Below are 17,804 nucleotides of genomic sequence, written 5' to 3'. Positions count from 1 at the left end.
ACAGCCGCCCGCATCGCGAATCTCTACCCGGCCGACTGATTGTCTTGGGACTGACACAGGGTTGTCAGTGGCATCGTGTTGACTGGTCGCAGCTGACGGAAAGCCGTGTCAGTACGCAGTGTTTCGACAACACGAGGAGAAGGACATGAAGAAAGATGCCATTAGCTGGTTCGAAATCGCCGTGCGAGACCTGGACCGCAGTCAGGCGTTCTACGAACGTATCCTGCGCACCGACCTCATACCCGGGGAAGACGAGAACTGCACCATGGCCATGTTCCCATGCGACGAGGCCAACGGGGTCGGTGGCGCTTTGACGACCATGGAGGGGTGCGAGCCGGGTGTCGGCGGTACGATGGTCTATCTGAACGTCGATGGCGATCTGGACGGCGTTCTGGCCCGGATTCCCGAGGCGGGCGGCAAGGTCCGCCAGGCGCGCATGGACATCTCGCCGCACGGGTTCATCGGCATCTTCGAGGACCCCGAGGGGAACGTCCTCGGGCTGCACAGCATGAGTTGAGACAGCCGGTAGCGAGTGTCGACCGGCGCAGGTGTCAGGCGAAGCCGAATCTGATCTACCATCGGTTGTTCTGGATGGCCTATTCCAGACCGGCTGATCGGGGGTGCCGATGTGACAGCAGTGGTCTACTGGCTGGATATGGCGGGCGTGATGGTCTTTGCGCTGTCGGGGGTGATTCTCGCCTGTCGTTCGCGGATGGATCCATTCGGCATGCTGGTGTTGGCGGCCGTCACTGGCATCGGCGGCGGCACCCTGCGCGATCTGGTGCTGGGGGTGCGGCCGGTGTTTTGGGTCACCGACCCCACCTACTTGTGGGTGATTCTCGCCACAGTTGTGCTGTCCGTTGTCGGCTTCCATTACATACATCGGCTGTCGCAGGTGTTTCTGCCGGTGGCTGATGCATTCGGGCTGGCGCTGTTCACCGTGATCGGCGCCCACAAGGCGCTGCTGCTCGAGACTCCCGGCGCGGTGGCGGTCCTCATGGGATTGCTGACGGGCGTGGCCGGCGGCATGATTCGCGACGTGTTGGCGCGCCGCGTGCCCATGGTGTTGCAAAGGGAGATCTATGCCACGGCTTCTATTGCCGGCGGCATTACCTATGTGACGCTCGACGGCCTTGGAGCCCCCCTCGCGCTAGCCATTGCTTTGGCGGTGCTGGTTACCCTGTCGCTGCGGTTGGCGGCGATCTACTGGCAATTGGCACTGCCGGTTTTCGCTTGGGTAGAGGCGGACCCGTCGGCCGAAGCTGAAAGAACCACCGGTAAAGCCGCCAAGGATGACGACGCCGCGGTTGGGGAAACCAGATCCAAGAGTCAGGTCAAAGTGATTCGCCAGCGCAAGCCGAAGCGCAAGCCCGGAGCCTGAATGGGAGGGGCCCCGTCTACTGGGGCTCATCCTCGCTCGAATCCGAGCCGCCGCCCTTCATGCCGCGAAGTGGTTTGCCCCCTTCGGCTTGAGCTTCAACGGACAGCCCGCGCAAGCCAAGCGGGAATGCGGAATACACCGCGTCCGCGCGCCCAAATCAATGGCCTGCGATAAGGCGCAAACCCCGTATACGTCGGATCTGGTACAGTATCGCCGCGAAGAGGTGTCCTATGCCGCTCAGCGCTTTCCATCCGGCCGTCCGGGCCTGGTTTCAGCGTAATCTTGGTGCGCCTGCCGAGGTGCAGGAGCGCGCCTGGCCGGCGATCGGCACCGGCGGCCATGCGCTGATCGCCGCACCCACCGGCTCCGGCAAGACCCTGGCAGCGTTCCTTTCCGCCATCGATGCGCTGGTGCGCCGCGGGCTGGAGGAGGGCCTTGCGGACGAGACGGCGGTGCTCTACATCTCGCCGCTGCGCGCACTATCCAATGACATCCAGTGCAACCTGCAGCGACCGCTAAGCGCAATCGTGGAGGAGCTGGTGGCGCGCGGTTGTCCTGAGCTCGACATTCGGGCCTGGGTACGCACCGGGGATACGCCCTCCAGCGAGCGGGAACGTATGCGCAGACGTCCGCCGCATATCCTGGTGACCACGCCGGAATCCCTCTACCTCCTGCTGACCTCGGCATCGGGCCGCCAGATGCTGCGCACGGTGCGCACGGTGATCGTGGACGAGATCCACGCCGTCGCCGCGAGCAAGCGGGGCTCCCATCTCGCCTTGTCGCTGGAACGGCTGTCCGCCGTAACGGAACAGCCGCCGCAGCGCATCGGGCTGTCCGCGACCCAGAAGCCGGTGGCGGACGTTGCCGCCTTTCTGACGGGCGGCGCGCCCTGCACCATCATCGACACCGGCCATATCCGTGAACGGGATCTGGCGGTGGAGGTGCCCGGCACACCGCTCGCCGCGGTGATGGCGAATGAGGTGTGGGAAGAAATCTACGACCGCTTGGCAGCCCTGATCGAGCGGCACCGCACCACGCTGATATTCGCCAACACCCGCCGGGTGTGTGAGCGGGTGGCGCGACACCTGGCGGACCGCCTGGGCGAGGAGGCGGTCACCTCCCACCACGGTAGTCTCGCCCGGGAACACCGCCTGCAGGCGGAGCAACGGCTCAAGCAGGGCGAGCTGCGTGCGCTGGTCGCCACCGCCTCGCTGGAGCTGGGGATCGATATCGGCGAGGTGGACCTGGTCTGCCAGCTCGGCTCGCCGCGCTCCATGGCGACGTTGCTGCAGCGGGTGGGCCGTTCCGGCCATGGCGTCAGTCGTCTGCCCAAGGGTCGGCTGTTCCCACTGACCCGCGACGACCTGCTGGAGTGTACGGCGCTGCTGGACGGCGTGCAGCGTGGCGAGCTAGACCGCCTGCGCATGCCCGTGGGGCCGCTGGATGTGTTGGCGCAGCAGATCGTCGCCGAGGTCGCCGCTGCGGGCGATTGGGGGGAAGAATCGCTGTACCGGCGCTTGACCGCCGCCTGGCCCTATCGCGCGCTGGCGCGGGAGACCTTCGACGGCGTGTTGCAGATGCTCGCCGACGGCTACACCACGCGCCGCGGCCGTCGGGGCGCCTACCTGCACCGGGACAAGGTCAACGGCCGATTGCGCCCGCGCCGCAGCGCGCGCCTGGTGGCGCTGACCAACGGTGGCGCCATTCCCGATCAGTTCGACTACGACGTGGTCCTGCAGCCGGAGGGCATCAGAGTCGGGACGGTGAACGAGGACTTCGCCTTCGAGAGCATGCCGGGGGATATCTTCCAGCTCGGCAACATGGGCTATCGAATCCTCAAGGTGGAGTCCGGCCGTGTCTTCGTGGAGGACGCCAAGGGCGCGCCTCCCAGCATCCCCTTCTGGTTCGGAGAGGCGCCGGCGCGCACCGACGAGCTCTCCGTGGTGGTCTCCCGTCTGCGCGCCGGCGTCGAGCAGTGCCTCGCAGGCGGTGGTGAAGGGGCCGCCGTGGCCTGGTTGGAGCAGGCTTACCGGCTTCCGGGCACAGCCGCCGTGCAGCTCACCGGCTACTTGGCCACCGCGCGGGCTGCGCTGGGCGCGCTGCCCACCCGTGAGCACCTGATCCTGGAGCGCTTCTTTGACGAGGCGGGCGACATGCACCTGGTCCTGCACGCGCCCTTCGGTTCGCGCATCAACCGCGCGTGGGGGCTGGCCCTGCGCAAGCGCTTTTGCCGCAGGTTCAACTTCGAACTGCAGGCGGCGGCGCTGGAGGACAGCATCGTGCTGTCGCTGGGGCCCACCCACAGCTTTGCGCTGGACGAAGTGTGGCGCTATCTCGGGAGCGCAACGGCGCGCGAGGTGCTGACCCAGGCGCTGCTGGACGCCCCCATGTTCGGCATGCGCTGGCGCTGGAATGCCTCTGTCGCCCTGGCCGTGCAGCGTACCCACAATGGCCGCCGGCGTCCGGCGCAGCTGCAGCGCCAGGACGCCGAGGATCTGCTCTCCGTCGTCTTTCCCGACCAGTTGGCCTGTGCGGAGAACCTGGCCGGCGCGCGCGAGATCCCGGATCACCCGCTGGTGGCCCAGACGCTACACGACTGTCTCACGGCCGCCATGGACGTGGCGGGCCTGGAACGCGTGCTGGAACGTCTGGAGCAAGGCGCGATCTCGGTGAGCAGCCGGGATCTTGCCGTACCCTCGCCGTTGGCGGAGGAGGTGGTCAACGCCCGGCCGTATGCGTTCCTCGACGATGGTGCGCAGGAGGAGCGCCGCACCCTGAGCGTGCGCACCGGCGGCGTACTGGACGTCGTGGCAGCCGCGGCGGCGTCGCGGTACGACCCCGAGATCATCCGGCGCGTGCGCATGGAGGCCTGGCCGCAGCCGCGCGATGCGGACGAGCTCCACGATGCGCTGGTGCTGTGCGGATTTGTCACTGCAGCCGAGGGCCACGGGTGGTGGGGTTGGTTTGAGGCCCTGGCCGGGGACCGGCGTGCCGCCGCGATGGCCATCCCAGACGGGCACACGCTCTGGGTGGCCGCCGAGCGGTTGGCTGAGCTGCGCGCCCTCCACCCGGGCGCGTCACTGCAACCGCCGATCGAGGCGGTGGGCGCCAACCCCGGCGACTGTGATCAGGCCCTGACCGAGCTGCTGCGCTCCCGCCTGGAAGCGCTCGGGCCGACCACGGCTTCTGCGCTTGCAGCACCGCTGGCCGTGCCACGGGAACGTGTTGAGGCGGCACTGACACGACTGGAGGCGGAAGGCTTCATACTCCAGGGGCGCCTGACCCCGGGCGCCGGCGAGACCGAATGGTGCGAGCGGCGGTTGTTGGCACGCATGCACCGCTATGCCGTGGACCGCCGGCGCGCGGCAATCGAGCCGGTCACCGTACAGCACTACCTGCGTTTCTTGATTGACTGGCACAGCCTGGCGGAGCCGCCGGAGGGGGCCGAGACGCTGAGCGGTGCAGTGGAGCGGCTGGAAGGGTTCCCGGTGTCGGCGGCCGCGTGGGAGCAGGACGTCTTGCCGGCGCGTGTCGGCGACTATGCTCCGCATCTGCTGGACCGGCTGCTCGCCAGCGGTCGCTTCGCCTGGCTGCGGCTGGTCCCGCCGCGACCGGCTCCAACCGCCGGGCATCACCGGCCGGGACCGCTGCGCAACACGCCAATCGCGCTGGTGGAGCGCGCTGCCCTGGATGACTGGCGGGCGGTGACACCGTGCACGGACCCTGCGGCTGTCAGTCTCTCCGGCGGCGCCCGCGAAGTCCTCCATGCCCTGCAGGCCGGTGGTGCCATGTTCTTCACCGACCTGGTCGCTGCAACGCGCATGCTCCGCACACAGGTGGAAGAGGCGTTGGGCGAGTTGACAGCGTGGGGGCTGGTGACGTCGGACACATTCAACGGCCTGCGGGCGCTGATCGCCCCGGCCCACAAACGCCCGGCCATCGGCTCCACGGGTCGGCGCCGGAGCCGCCGCAGCGCACCGGGTGTGGATGCGGCCGGCCGCTGGGTGTGGCTGCCGGTACCCGCCCGCGACCAGCCGGCCGGCAAAGGCGGGATCAGCACGGATCTGGGGGCACTGGAGCACATCGCCCGCGTGCTCCTGCGCCGTTATGGCGTGGTGTTCCGCCGCGTGCTGGAGCGCGAACAGGCCCTGCCACCCTGGCGGGAGCTGCTGTATGTCTACCGCCGCCTGGAAGCCCGGGATGAGATCCGCGGTGGGCGGTTCGTGCAGCAGTTCGCCGGTGAGCAGTTCGCGCTGCCTGAGGCGGTGGGTGCGCTCCATGCCATGCGCAGGCGTGAACCCGATGGGACGCGGGTCGCCGTCTCGGCGGCCGACCCGCTCAACCTCCTGGGGACCCTCCTGCCCGGTTCGCGCCTGCCGGCGGCGACCGGCAACCGCCTGCTCTATCGCGACGGTATCCCGGAGGCGATCCTGCTAAACGGCGAGGTGCGTTTCCTGAAACAGCTCTCCACCCCCACACAGTGGCGGGTGCACGAGCAGTTGCGGCGAAACGCCGCCTCCCGCATCGTCTCCGCTGCAGGAGACTTCCCAAGCGCCCGAGGAGAGCGCGAACAGCGGCCGAGGGCGCCTTGACCGCGCCTGCAGGCACCGCCGGAGCCGGTGTGAGTGTGGCCGGCAGGGAAGCAGCGATTGTTTTGCAAGCGCAAATGGAAGATTTATGCTCCTTCAGTCGCATGGATAGCGAGGATGGAACCGTCGGATAGGAGCGCCAACTCAGCAGACAGGCCCAACCTCATGAGCGTGATACTAAGGGGACAGTGCCTCTGTGGCGCGGTTTCCATCCGTGCATCGGCGAGCGGCCGCCATGTGGACGCGTGCCACTGCACTATGTGCAGGCGCTGGGGCGGTGGGCCGCTGCTGGTGGTGCGTTGCGCGGAGGACATGCAACTTGACGGTGTTGAACACGTCACGCGCTATCGGTCGTCCGGCTGGGCCGAGCGGGGGTTTTGCAGCGGTTGCGGCACCCACCTGTACTTCCGGCTGATCGGGGGCGGCTTTCTTGCCATTTCCGCGGGGCTGGTGGACGTGCCGGCAGACTGGCGGCTGACCACCGAGGTGTTCGTGGAAGAGCAGCCTGCGTATTACCAGTTCGCCGGCGAGACGCGGCGTCTGATCGGCGAAGGCGACATGGAAGGCTGATCCCATGCAACTTGGTGCCCATGTGTCGGCAGCCGGCGGGATCCAGAACGCCCCGCAGCGGGGCGGGGAGATCGGTTGCGACTGCATCCAGATCTTCACCCGCAACCAACGTCAGTGGCGGGCGAAACCGGTGACGGACGAGGAGGCCGCCGCGTTTCGGGAGAATCGCCGGTGCTGCGGGATCGGGTCCGTCATGAGTCATGCCTCGTACCTCATCAACCTGGGGACCACCGATCCCGACAAGTTTGCGAAGTCCCATGACGCCTTCGAGCAGGAATTGCTGCGGTGTCACGCGCTGGGCGTGGAGCTGCTCAACGTCCACCCCGGGGCCCATGTGGGTGCGGGGGAGGAGGCGGGCATCTGCCAGATCGCCCATGCGCTCAACCAGATCTGCCGGGCCCACCCGGACAAGGCCGATGTCCGGGTGGTGCTGGAGAACGTGGCGGGGCAGGGCACCACCCTGGGTAAGAGCTTTGAAGAGCTGCGGGCCATCCTGGAGCGGTTGGAAGCCCCGGAACGATTCGGTGTGTGCGTGGACACCGCTCACGCCTTTGCCGCCGGCTACGCGATCCATACACAAGCCGGCTGGGACGCAACCTGGGAGGCCTTTGACCAGGTGCTGGGGCTTGACCGGCTGGTGGCGCTGCACCTCAACGACTCCAAGGCACCGTTTGATGCCCGCAAAGACCGCCACGCGTTAATCGGCCGCGGCGAGATCGGTCCCGACGCCTTTCGGCGGGCCGTGTGCGATCCCCGCACCCGGGAGCTGCCCATGTTCCTGGAGACGCCAGCAGGGCCCGCAGGCTGGGCACAGGAAATCCAATGGCTGCGGGCGGTCGCGGGCGGGGCGGACGCACCGCTGCCGGTGATCGAGGACGCCGGGATCGATCCCTGATGCGGCTGCGGGTGTGCAACAATGCGTGCAATCAAGGCCCGAACATTTGACTGGTCGATACACTCCCATGGATGCAAACTTGCAAGCCCTCCTTGATAAGTGCAGCCCCGCAATCCGTCAGTTGGCCCTGCTGGCACGGAGCGAAATTCTTGGGCTGGTGCCAGAGGCGCGAGAACAGGTGATGCAGGGCTACAACGCCGTCAGCTACCACCTTGGGGAGGGCCAACGGCTTCGGCAAGGCGTAGCAACGCGACGCGGGTTGCCTCGAAATCCAGACAGGCGTCGGTGATGCTTTGTCCATAAGTCAGTGGGCGTTGCGCCGGGTCCTGCCGCCCGGCGGTCAGGTGACTCTCGAGCATCAACCCTGTGATGCCACGCTGCCCTTGAGCGACCTGCTGGCCGATATTGTCCAGGATGGCCGCTTGCCGGGTTGGATCCTTCTCGCTGTTGCCGTGACTGCAGTCGATCATCAATCGCCCTGGTAGCCCTGCTGCGCGCAGCCGTGTCAGCGCCGCGGCAACGTTCTCGGCATCATAGTTCGGGCCGCTCTCGGTGCCGCCGCGCAGCACCAGATGGCAGTAAGGATTGCCGGTGGTCTCCATGATCGCCGGCGCGCCTTCCTTGGTCAGCGATGGAAACAGGTGGCGCTCGCCCGCGGCGAGGATCGCATCGACCGCCGCCTGAACATTACCGTCGGTGCGGTTTTTCATGCCAACGGGCATCGAGAGCCCGGATCCCAGCTCACGGTGGATTTGACTCTCCACCGTGCGTGCGCCGATTGCACCCCAGGAGACCAGATCGGTGTAGAACTGGCCGAAGGTGGTATCGAGGAATTCGGTGCCGGCCGGCAGGCCGAGTTCTGCGAGGTCAGCAAGCAGGCCCCGCGCGAGGCGCAGGCCTTTGTTGATCCGGAACGAGCTGTCGATATCCGGGTCGTTGATGAGACCTTTCCAGCCCATCACCGTGCGGGGCTTCTCGAAGTAGACGCGCATCACAATGAACAGCGTATCGGCCACGTCATCGGCAAGGCCTTTGAGACGCGCAGCGTAGTCCAGCGCTGCCTGGGTATCATGGATGGAGCAGGGCCCAACGACGACGAACAACCGTCCGTCACGGCTGTCGAGTATGGCTTCCAGTGTGCCGCGCGCCGAGGTCACCGTCGCCGCAGCGTGATCCGTCAGCGGGACCTCTTCCGCCAGAATGGCCGGAGTGAGCAGTGGTCGGGCACGCCTGATACGCAGGTCGTCGGTTCTCATGGAATTGAGCATACGGGAGTTCAAACCCGGCTTCAAAGGAGGTGCCCTAGCGATACGGGCCGCGCCGGGCAGTCGCTTCTACCTTCATTCTCCGAAGGGCTCTGGGGCTTCTAACACTGGCGCCTTAGCCCGCGAGCACCACCTCAGCTTGCAGATCCTGTTGCCTGGACTATTCTTAAATTAGACCGGTCAGTAAACATATGGGGTGCCGACGGTGAATACGACGAAAGAGCGCCTGCTTGAGGCGGGACTGGCCATGCTGCTGCGATACGGCTACAACGCGCTTGGCATTCAGGCGGTGCTGCAGGAGACGGGAACCCCGAAGGGGTCGTTTTATCACTACTTCCGAAGCAAAGAGGATTTCGCGCTGCAGGTCATCGACCGGTACATGGAGGAGGTGCACCGAGGGCTTGATGTCTCCCTCGGCGATGAGACGTTACCCCCGCTTGACCGGGCGCGCCGTTTTTTTGAGATCTCGCGGGATAAGTACCGGCAGGACGGCTATCTGGGTTGCATGCTTGGTGGACTTGGCCAAGAGCTCTCGGGGGTTAGCAAGGTGTTCGCCGAAAAGATCGAGTCGTGCTTCTCTGAGGTGACGCGCCGCCTGGCGGTGTGCTTGGAAGAGGCGCGTCTGCAAGGGGATCTTCCCGCGGATTGCGACCCTCGGGAGATGGCCAACTTGCTGCTGGACTGCTGGGAGGGTGCTGCGCTCCGAAGTCGATTGAGAAAGGATCCGGCACCACTGGATACGATGCTTGACTTTTACTTTTCGGCCGTCTCTGCCTAGGAATAGTGGACCAACGAGAATGGGTCGCTCCAGGCGGTGTCAACTTGAATGCCATGTTCCAAGAGCGTTGCGGACGCCGTCAGGTTCCGACTGACATGCCGTAACGCCGATTGGATGGGAGGTGCGTCATGCTGGAAGTCAATCTACGCCAACTCGCCGATAACGAACTGGTTCCCGTCAATATCGCCGCGCTCGCCCTGAGCGTAGCAGGGGAATTCCGTTTTCCTGCCGAGGAAGCGGCCGCAGCGACGGCGCAAGGAGATGCGAACGTGCACACTGGCCCCGCGGTCATCGTCCACTGTGCTGATCGCCGCGATGTCCTTGAATGCCTGGAATTCGCGTCGAGGCACGGGCTGCTGGTTGCCATGCACAACAGCCACAAGGATCCGGCAAACTGGAGCGACTGCGACCACGGTATCGCCGTAGATCTCTCAGCGCTGTCAGCGAAAGCGCGCAAGACCTGTGCGCAGCGGTCAGCGCGACCGATTAGCGCTGGCTCGGCGACGATGCACAGCACCGGCCTTTGATGATGGCAAGCCAAGGGTGCGCCGCTCATGGTGCACTCCGTACGCTCACCACCTCGTACTCCCGATTCCCGAAGTGCTCCGGTGCAGATGGGACACTTCGTGTCAATAAACGGCCGCAACGTGTCATTTTCTTTAACACTTTGCGTCGCCCGCGGCCTGTGTCAACCCGGAGCCGTGACAGCAATACCCTGTGTGGCTGGGGCGTCGCGGTGCGCAGGCGGGATGGCACCCATATGGTGCGTGTCTTGCATGGTGTGCATTGAGGCGTGGAGTAATCGGAACTCCACGGATGGAAGGCATTAGTATCGCTGGGAGGCATAAGGTATGGCGCGGTACCTGTTCGACGACAACAACGAGGGCGCAGGCATGGGTGAGCCCGATGCCCCATTGACACCAGAGGAGCTTGCAATCGAGCGCGATTGGTTTGAGGGCACAGGGGGCGAGAGTTCCGTGTGCTGTGATCACGGTTTGGTGCCAGGGTTTAGTGATGAAGAGACGGGGTGCGTCTACCGTGCCCTGTACCGCGACGGCAGCCCGGCGCCGATGCATGTGCTCGATGGCTTGCCCGACGAGGTGGTGCTGGATCGGGATGCCGACGGTCATGTGATGGCGGTGAAATCCTCTTTGGTGTCTGGGTTCATCTTCAATGGGTGCTTTTACACGCGTGAAGAGGCCGCCGCATTGATCGCCGCGTGAATGGCTGCTTGCTCCGGCTGGAAGGCGCCATGGTCGCTGCGTTTTTGCCCAGCTGAAGTGAGAAGTTGCCCGCGCTGCCCTGGAACATGAATCCGTGATTGGTGCGCAACCGAAGCGCCGGTGAGGCGCGGGCGCCGCTCGGCGGCGATGTCACGAAAACGCTTTCTCCTTCCGGCGCGCGTCGCACAGAGGCACCCCGGGAGGTTCCCTGAGTGTCCGCCGTTGAGCGTGGAGCGGACGGTGGCGTGCTCAGGGCACGGGTGGTCGTTGCGTTGCCGCTATACCCGTCGGGTCAAATCATCGCTCCGATCTGTCGCGGGTCCGGCATGCCGGCCGTCATAGGGGACGCAGAGCCAGGCCGAACACGACAATCCCCACCACGAGCAGTGCCGCCACGGCGAGGACTGGATGACGGCGCAGGCCGCCGGGGCTGAGGAGGTCGCGTACTGAATGGCGGATCCTGTTGAGCATAGCCAGTAGGATATATCGCCCCCGGTCTGAAGACGAGCCCTGACGCGGCATGGCATGTTGTCAAAGGGACGTTCCATCCAGCCGCCCAAGCATGTCCTCCACCGCGCGCTTAAGCTGCCGGTCATCCCCGGCGACTTCATCCTCGGGGGTTTGCTTGACCAGCAGGTCGGGGATGGCGCCATTATGCTCCATGTCGGTACCATCGGGCAGGTACCAGCCGCGGAACGGGCGCCGGACGTTGGCACCGTCGATGAGCCTGTGGCTGCCGGTGGATATGACCCCACCGTAGGTCTGCTGGCCCACCAGGGTGCCGCGATCCAGGGTCGAGAACGCGTGGGCGAGGATCTCGGCATTGGAGTGGCTCTTCTCGTTGGCGAGCATATTGATCGGCAGCGTGTAGCGCGGGGCGTCGAGTCGGTCCTGGGGGTAGTGGCCGTTTGCCGACGGATCCGCTCCGGCCGGAACGGTGTAGGCATGGTTGGCCGCCATAATCGAGGTCAGGATGCGGTCTGTGGTGTGACCGCCACCATTGTTGCGCACATCGATGATCAGCCCGTCCTTGCCATAGGCGGCAGCGTAGAGGTCACCCTGGAACGCTTCCAGCGAGGTTTGGTTCATGGACTGGATGTGGATGTAGCCGACGCGTCCCTCGGAGAGATTTCGCACTGTCTGCCGGCTTTCCTCGCGGAACGCATCGTACTTGAGCCTTGACAGTTCACCGAAGTCCACGGGCGTCATGAGGGCCCGTTGCTGGACGCTGCGTCCTCGAAGGGGACGCTCATAGGTCACGATCACTTCCTGGCCCACGCGCCCGCGGAGCCTGCGCAGAAGCGTGTCCCGCTCATGAAAGGGCTGGAGATCAATTTGGGTGACGATGTCGCCGGGATGGAGCGCCGCGGAGCCGCGATCCGCTGGACCGTCGGGAACGACCGCGGTCACGCGGTAGCCCACCTTACCGTTGCCGAGCGTGACGCGTTCCTGGTCGATGCCGAGGCGCCCAGTGGGCTCCCAAAGCACTGAGGCGGGCCCCGGGTTGGAGACGCCCATGTGGGAAGCCGCGAGTTCACCCATCATACGGTTGGCGATGTCGCTGAACTCGCTGGGCGTGCGGGCGCGTCGGATCAGCGATTCGTAATCGCCGACCACAGCCGGCCAGTCCAGCCCCTTCATATCGGGGCGATAGAAGCTTTCGCCGATCACACGCGCCGCTTCGCGGAACTTCTGCAGCGACTGCTGAAGCAGGTCAATACGCAGGCGGTCGGAGATATCAGGGTGCTGACGGGTGCCGTCGGCGAGGGATGCGACGCCAACGCGGCCGTGCGCGATGTAGACCACCCGGTCACCGCTCAAACTCAGGTGCTGCACGTTGGCAGACGGTCCGAGGCGCTTTCTCTTGCTGCCGTCCCAGTTGACCGCCACAAGGCCTTCGCCACCGTTGTTGAATACGTAGCGGTCGCCACCCGGAGTCATCTCGTTGGCTGACTGATGGACAGGCGAGCCGGTGACCCGCTTGATGCGGCGCCACGCTCCGTCGAGGTCGAGGTCGGCCGCGGCAGCCCGCTGGTCGGGTGGCGTCTCGCCCGGTGCTGCCGCGGGCGTGCGTGTGGGCAGGGGGCGCCGTTTCGAGGCCGCCGCGCGCGCATCGCGGTAGTATGTGCTGAGTTCCCGCGGCGTGTAATCCTCCAGTGTCCGATCCAGATAGACCCGATAGAGGTCGTAGCTGGCGCCGGAGCGGTTCGAGATGAACGTAAGCTTGCGCCCGTCGACGGACCAGCGGGGATTGAGGTCGTTACGGGGGTGGCGTGTGACATTCACCGGCTCTTGCGAGCCGTCGGCGGGAACGATGAAGATGTTCGCGCTGAAGTTGAGATCGTTCTGCGCGTAGGCGATGTATCGCCCGTCCGGTGACCAGCGCCACTGGATGGAACTGTCCCAGCCCGCAACCAGCGTCTCTTTCGTGCGTGCGCGCAGATCCATCACGACCAGATCGCCCCGGCCGCGGCGAAACGCGATGGACCGGCCGTCGGGCGAGGGGCTCGCGTTGCGGTCGTTGTACGCGCGCTGCACAAGTGGCCGCACCGAGAACTGCAGCCCATCGTGCCAGCGGCTCGGATCGAGATGCCGCGGCAGGACGTCGGCGTTTTCCGGCTCGAGATGCTCCTCCGCGATGCTCTCAGGGACGTCCGGCAGCTCCTCGATTGGCTCGGACGGCGTTGCCGGGTCGGTTGGGTCGGTTGGGTCGATCGGTTCCGGCGGGATGCCTGGATCCATCGGTGCAAAGGGATCATGCGGATGCACAGTCTGCGGGCCAGAGGTCAGGTCGTCGGGGTCGCTCGCCTCGTCCGTCTCCGGTGTCATGTCTGGCCTGTCGCCCGGCGGTTCCGCCGGGGATTCCAGCGCCTCAGGGTGTTCGGGCGCCGGCGGTTGAACGTCGGCGCGGCGAATCTCCTGGCGCGTCAGGGCAACGCCCGCCTGGTAGATCGATTCGGTGCCATCGGCGTCGTTGGTGAAATACAGCCGCAGGCCATCCGGTGACCAGGCGAGGTGCTGATGCCGGGCGTGCGTGCCGGGGGTCACCGCCCGCGTCGCGCTATGGTCATCCATGTGGCGCACGTACACGCGACCGTAAGCGATGTAGGCCATGGTCTTGCCGTCGGGGCTTAGCGCCGCTTCGGTGACTTTCCGACCAATTTGCTTGAGGGCGTAGTCGTTGTTCCCGTCCTCGCCCGCGCGCAGTGTGACGGCTTTCGGCTCGGCGTCGACATCCTGCAGATCCAGCGTATAGAGCGTGTCCCAGACCTGCAGCACGGCCGTGCTGCCGTCACGGGAGACATCGAAATGCTGAATATCGCGGCCATCGAATTCAGTGAGTCGTTCAAATTCGCGCTTCTCGTCATCCAGATCGAAGCGATAGAGATTCACCGTCTCGAGCTCCCGATCGGACATGAAGACCAGGGTTCGATCGTCGACCCACTGCGCGCTGCCATCGTCGCCATCGCGGGTCGTGATCTGCTCGAACGTGCCGTCCTCGCGGTCGTGAAGCCACACGTTCATGGCATCCGGGCCGAGGTAGTGCCGGCGATTCCAGCCGTGGTAGTGGCCACCTCGCGTGAAGGCGGTATACCGCCCGCCTGGCGAGAGCTGCGGTTGCGAGCCGAAGGCCTCATGCAGCCGGGTGTGTTCCCCGCCCTCGGGCGATATCGCGTAAGGGCGCTCGTCGCGATACACGTCGGCCTCGAGCAGCCCGGAGAAGGCGATGACCGGCGCGCCGTCCTCGTCACTGGTATAGGCCGGATTACGTATGGGCCTGTCACTGTGGGTCAGCTGGGTAATCTGCGTTCCGTCGCGATGGATGCGCCAGAGGTTCAGGGTTCCATCGCGCATCGAGGTGAACGTGAGCCAACGGCCGTCGGGACTCCAGCTTGAGTGCAGGTCGTCGAGTTCATGCCGGGTCAGGCGCCGGGCATCACCGCCGCGGGCCGACACGCGCCACAGATCGCCGCCCCAGGAGAAGGCAAGTTGCGATCCATCCGGGTTGATCGAGGGAAAGCGTGGCAACCCGACTGTGTCGTTTTCTGCCGCCGCCGTCACATGCAGGCTTGCCAGCGCGAGCCCCGTTGCCACGAGCAGCGCGATGCGTTTGCAGCCTGTCATCAAGCGAATGTCCTCTGGCCGGCCCGCCCCGCGCTATGCATGGCGGCGAAGTGCCTATGGCTTGTTAGTGCCAGGTAGGTCGCCGACGGTAGCAAAACCTGCAGCGTTGAAACTTGGGCTGGTTCACAGAACAGCGCGTGACACAGAGACGAGGGCGAAAATGCTCATCCCCAGGGTTGTGGCCCGCAGAGGGGGCCTCTTGCCCCTGCGTTGGAGTACCAACGAGGGGCTGGGTAAATGGTTTCGGCACCGGGGCCGGCCCGATAGAAACCGATCAGCCGCGGCCGGCTCGCCTTGAGGAACAGGGTCAAGGGCGCCGGGCTCCGCGGTGGGAATCTATTGGCCATGGAAGGCCGGAGGGCGCCAGTCAGGAGGGCCCTGATCTGGCTGAACGGGTCATTACAATCCGCCTTCCGGGTCGGGAACAGCTGCAAAGACCTCTCCGCTGACGATCATCGGTGCATCGCCGGTGAACAGAGAAGCCAGGTTTTCCTGTACCCATTCCATGGCCTGCTGATTGGAGGCCTCGGAGGACGCCTTGTCATTAAAAATGCTAACGGACACGACGACCCCATGCCCGGCATCGAAGGCGTAGTAGCGCAGAAAACCCGGCATGGCGCTGACAATGGGCAAAAAGTCCTCATTGACGCGCTGGGCCAGATCGGCCGGAGCACCGACGTCGTTGTACTGGCGCACTGAGATATACATGCTTCACCTCGCTTGCGGATGGGCCGACGAATTGTTCAGCGTTTCCTTAACGGATCACCAGTACCGGGCACCGGGCATGGTGAAGGACCTGTTGTGTTGTGCTTCCGATCATGATTTCCCTAAACCTGGACGCCCCGCGACGCCCCATGATGATCATGACACGGTTCATGCCAGCCGCATGGTCGAGAATGGCCTGGCCTGTGTCACCAGGGATAATCCGTTCCTCCAGTGCCACGGCAGTCTCTCCTATGGCTGCGCGAGGCGCCCCAAACGCCGATGCCGCAGACTCCTCGCGGAATTTCTCGAAGCCTTCCGGGGAGAAGTACTGCACATACTCGCTGCTGGGGCTTTCCGTGGGAATGCCGAGCAATTCGATCGGCGTCTCCGGGAATGCGTGGAGCAAGCGTACTGGGGTGCCCAGTCTCTCTGCCAGGCGAGCGGCATAAGCGGCTGCCGCATTGGAATAACTGGAGCCGTCCACGGGCACCAATAGCATTTCGGGCAAATCTGACACGACGCGCCTCCGTGGTCTGACGCGAGACGACTGCTGTCGGCGCTCGACAATACTCGCTGCTTGGATCCTGTGGCTGATAGTTTAGCCGACCCGACGTTATTTGTTGCCGAGTGTCCTGTCACCGAATTTCGGTTACAGGACGCTAGCTGCCAGTATAGCGACGTCGCTGGCTGCCTACGCCCTTGGCCTGCACCCGCAGTGCGCAATGACGGCGTCGGCACGCGCGACCTGATGACCCCGCGCAGGCTATGCTGTGCACTGGGCAGGCCACTCGCGTACCGACGGGTGACCATTGATGGACATACCTCCGCATCTGTTGTGGTTGGCGGCCGCGCTGCTCCTGGGCGCGATGGCGCCAGTGTTGGGTGGGCACCTGTTCGTGGTGGATCTGGCCCTGTCGGCGCTGTTGCTGTCGATTCTCACCGCGCTGTTCCCGGAAATGCCGTTCTTTATGCAGCTTGCCGTGTTCCTTGGCGCCTCGGCGCTGATGATCCCGGTCTATTCCTGGGTGGCCGCGCGAATGACGCAGGCGCGGCGCGCTGGTCTGATCGGCAGTACCGCCGAGTACCGGGGTAACACGGGTATTGTGGAGCGGCGAGGCTCCGGTGTCGGCGTTCGGGTCGGCGGTGACGTATTCCCGGCCCGGGCGCTCGACGACGGGCCGCTGGAACCGGGCCAGCGGGTGACTATTGAGCGCTTCGAGGGGATCACGGCGGTGGTTCGGCGGATCAGGTGAGCGTCGCGCATCATTCCTGGCGGAAAGGGAGGCAGTCAGCCCGTTGGTCGGCCCCGCCGGTATGTCTACTCTCAGCTGGCAAGGAGCTTGAAGATCTGGACACGCCTTAAAGGTGCCGCGGATCTTTCTATCCGAGCGTTGGTCTACACGGTAATAGTTCTCAGTGGCGCGACTTGTGGTCGTTTGTCATGTGGATCTGGTCATCACTGACCCTCGTGTCTATCACTATCGTTCTTGCCGCCTGCACCACATCAACCTATGAGGTTGTGCGGGTGCCGGAGCGCAATGCAGACCTGTATCCCGAGCACCGTTCAGCCGGCGAGGTCACGGTTGCCGTCGATACGGTGCATGATGGCGCAAGGGCGCAACGCTACTTCGGTACGGATTTGATCAGCAGAGACATCCTGCCCGTTATCATTGTCGTCTCGAATCACGGCGGTTCCGGCGTTGACGTCGATCCGGCGGATGTGGTGAAGACCCGCGGTAGCGCCATGATTGACCCATTGCCGCCTGAGATTGTGATCGACGATGAGCTGCTTGGCGGCAGGCTCTCCGAGGAGACGCGACAGCAGGCGAGGACGCACCTGGGGGAACTAGTCTTTCAGGCTCGCGAGGTGGCCCCCGGTGAGACCTACCGCGGTGTGCTGTTCTACCCGATCCAGCGCCAAAGTCGGCTGGACAGCGGAGGTTTTCGCGTCAGGGATTTCGCCTTCGGGGGCTTATTGTCGATGCAGGTGGTGGTGACGGCCGTCGCCGACGGGCAACGCCATCGCCTTGGGCCATTCCACCTTCGCCATCCCACTGCAATGCGCTAGTGTCCTGTCCCGTAAATACGTTGCGAAAATTGGCGTGGATCCTGACGGTTCCTGGCAAGGCGCGCCGACGAGGCGTAGCGGGGCCTACGGCGAGGAGGCGCAACGCCGCCAGGGGCCGTCAGGGCCGCGACAATCGTAACGTTATTTGCGGGACAGGACACTAGTGTACTGAGTACATCCGGGAGCCCCCCAGCCGGGGATACTT

Annotated in this window: 14 protein-coding genes; 10 read left to right on the top strand and 4 right to left on the bottom strand. The window is 65.0% G+C overall.

Annotated features, from left to right (window positions below; translation table 11 throughout):
• Positions 1-145: 145 nt before the first annotated feature.
• From QZT63_RS14165 to QZT63_RS14145, 5 genes are all read left to right on the top strand, one after another.
• Positions 146-517, top strand: coding sequence for a VOC family protein (locus QZT63_RS14165; protein ID WP_290652143.1), 372 nt, complete (start codon positions 146-148; stop codon positions 515-517).
• A 120-nt stretch (positions 518-637) separates the two neighbouring features.
• On the top strand, positions 638-1,381 hold the full coding sequence (locus QZT63_RS14160; RefSeq protein WP_290652142.1) for a trimeric intracellular cation channel family protein: 744 nt from the start codon (positions 638-640) through the stop codon (positions 1,379-1,381).
• Positions 1,382-1,611: 230 nt separating this feature from the next.
• On the top strand, positions 1,612-5,973 hold the full coding sequence (locus QZT63_RS14155; protein WP_290652141.1) for a DEAD/DEAH box helicase: 4,362 nt from the start codon (positions 1,612-1,614) through the stop codon (positions 5,971-5,973).
• Between the two features lie 114 nt (positions 5,974-6,087).
• The gene (locus tag QZT63_RS14150) at positions 6,088-6,540 is read left to right on the top strand and encodes a GFA family protein (protein ID WP_366637125.1); all 453 of its coding nucleotides are present in this window, start codon (positions 6,088-6,090) and stop codon (positions 6,538-6,540) included.
• Positions 6,541-6,544: 4 nt separating this feature from the next.
• Complete coding sequence (locus QZT63_RS14145) at positions 6,545-7,435, top strand: deoxyribonuclease IV (protein ID WP_290652139.1); 891 nt, start codon at positions 6,545-6,547, stop codon at positions 7,433-7,435.
• A 200-nt stretch (positions 7,436-7,635) separates the two neighbouring features.
• On the opposite strand, the gene QZT63_RS14140 is transcribed toward QZT63_RS14145, so the two are convergent.
• Positions 7,636-8,691, bottom strand: coding sequence for a 3-deoxy-7-phosphoheptulonate synthase (locus QZT63_RS14140; protein WP_290652138.1), 1,056 nt, complete (start codon positions 8,689-8,691; stop codon positions 7,636-7,638).
• Positions 8,692-8,905: 214 nt separating this feature from the next.
• On the opposite strand from QZT63_RS14140, the gene QZT63_RS14135 reads away from it, so the two are divergent.
• The 3 genes from QZT63_RS14135 (at position 8,906) to QZT63_RS14125 (ending at position 10,701) form a co-directional block, all read left to right on the top strand.
• Positions 8,906-9,478 (top strand): TetR/AcrR family transcriptional regulator, encoded by a 573-nt coding sequence (locus QZT63_RS14135; RefSeq protein ID WP_290652137.1) that lies wholly within the window; start codon positions 8,906-8,908, stop codon positions 9,476-9,478.
• 128 nt (positions 9,479-9,606) lie between these two features.
• Complete coding sequence (locus QZT63_RS14130; protein WP_290652136.1) at positions 9,607-10,005, top strand: hypothetical protein; 399 nt, start codon at positions 9,607-9,609, stop codon at positions 10,003-10,005.
• Positions 10,006-10,329: 324 nt separating this feature from the next.
• A complete protein-coding gene (locus QZT63_RS14125) occupies positions 10,330-10,701 on the top strand; it encodes a hypothetical protein (RefSeq protein WP_290652135.1) in 372 nt (123 codons plus the stop codon).
• Between the two features lie 531 nt (positions 10,702-11,232).
• Here QZT63_RS14125 and QZT63_RS14120 read toward each other — a convergent pair.
• From QZT63_RS14120 to QZT63_RS14110, 3 genes are all read right to left on the bottom strand, one after another.
• On the bottom strand, positions 11,233-14,826 hold the full coding sequence (locus QZT63_RS14120; RefSeq protein ID WP_290652134.1) for a S41 family peptidase: 3,594 nt from the start codon (positions 14,824-14,826) through the stop codon (positions 11,233-11,235).
• 399 nt (positions 14,827-15,225) lie between these two features.
• Positions 15,226-15,534: a hypothetical protein gene (locus QZT63_RS14115; protein WP_290652133.1), complete on the bottom strand. Its 309-nt coding sequence runs from the start codon at positions 15,532-15,534 to the stop codon at positions 15,226-15,228.
• A 46-nt stretch (positions 15,535-15,580) separates the two neighbouring features.
• Positions 15,581-16,048: a universal stress protein gene (locus tag QZT63_RS14110; RefSeq protein ID WP_290652132.1), complete on the bottom strand. Its 468-nt coding sequence runs from the start codon at positions 16,046-16,048 to the stop codon at positions 15,581-15,583.
• Between the two features lie 295 nt (positions 16,049-16,343).
• Between QZT63_RS14110 and QZT63_RS14105 the strand changes: the two genes are divergently transcribed.
• Both QZT63_RS14105 and QZT63_RS14100 read left to right on the top strand, forming a co-directional pair.
• Positions 16,344-16,784 (top strand): NfeD family protein, encoded by a 441-nt coding sequence (locus QZT63_RS14105; RefSeq protein ID WP_290652131.1) that lies wholly within the window; start codon positions 16,344-16,346, stop codon positions 16,782-16,784.
• A gap of 272 nt (positions 16,785-17,056) precedes the next feature.
• Positions 17,057-17,599 carry a hypothetical protein gene (locus tag QZT63_RS14100; protein WP_290652130.1) on the top strand — a complete coding sequence of 181 codons (543 nt, stop codon included), beginning with the start codon at positions 17,057-17,059 and terminating at the stop codon, positions 17,597-17,599.
• The last annotated feature ends 205 nt before the right edge of the window (positions 17,600-17,804 follow it).

Source organism: Aquisalimonas sp. (assembly GCF_007120195.1).
In the GTDB taxonomy this organism is placed as follows: domain Bacteria; phylum Pseudomonadota; class Gammaproteobacteria; order Nitrococcales; family Aquisalimonadaceae; genus Aquisalimonas.
This window is presented reverse-complemented; position numbering and strand designations above follow the sequence as displayed.